General features: G+C 62.4%; 1 pseudogene. It reads right to left on the reverse strand.

Features of this window, described 5'->3' with window-relative positions:
* Nucleotides 1-333: 333 nt before the first annotated feature.
* Nucleotides 334-922, reverse strand: a pseudogene (gene glyA, locus EN914_RS36690) (serine hydroxymethyltransferase); the annotation flags it as partial.

Consider the following 922-nt stretch of genomic DNA (forward strand, 5'->3'; position numbering starts at 1 on the left):
CTCTTGATGTTCATTTTCCTCTCCATTCAAAAGATCAAAAAAAGCCAGGGTATCTTTCGAGGCTGGCAACCCGCTCCCCGGAAAACGCCGCACCCATGGATCCAAGCTCCTCCTGCCGTCCGCAGCCGAAGGCGCCACTTCCGTCAATCGACGGAAATTGCTTGCAAAATGGCTCGGACGACAAACTTGGCGGTGGATGTATGCGGTGATTTCGCGATGACGTTAGGACAGGCGCAACTCGTCACGAATGGCGCTGCTACGCAAAACCATATCTGTGGCTAATGCCCTGTCCGCGGCAGCCATGTATCTGCCTGTGGCGCGCTCCCCGGACGGTCAACCGGGTCTGGGCTCGTAGATCGGGAATGCCTCGCAAAGCTCCTCGACCGACCGCCGAGCCGCCTTCTCCTGTTCGGCGCCCCATTGCGTTCCGACCGCATCCAGCACGTCGGCTATGAGATTGCCGACACGGGCAAACTCGCCCTCGCCGAAACCGCGCGTGGTGGCGGCCGGTGTGCCCAGCCGTATACCGGAGGTGACGGCAGGCGGCGCCGGATCGAAAGGAATGCCGTTCTTGTTGCAGGTCAGCCCTGCCCTGCCCAACGCCTCCTCCGCGTCCTTGCCGGACAGGCCCTTGCCGCGCAGGTCGACCAGCAGCAGATGCGTATCGGTTCCGCCGGAGACAATGTCGAATCCGCGCTCGCCAAGCGTCGCGGCCAGCTTTCTGGCATTCGCCACCATCTGCCGGGCATAGGTCTTGAACCCGTCCTCCAAGGCTTCACCCAGGGCAACGGCCTTGGCAGCAATGACATGCATCAGCGGGCCTCCCTGCAGGCCAGGGAACACCGCCGAATTCAGCTTCTTGGCGATGTCCTGGTTGTTGGTCAGGATCATGCCGCCGCGCGGGCCGCGCAGCGTCTTGTGC

It is taken from the genome of Mesorhizobium sp. M7A.F.Ca.CA.001.08.2.1, assembly GCF_003998455.1.
In the GTDB taxonomy this organism is placed as follows: Bacteria; Pseudomonadota; Alphaproteobacteria; order Rhizobiales; family Rhizobiaceae; genus Mesorhizobium; species Mesorhizobium ciceri.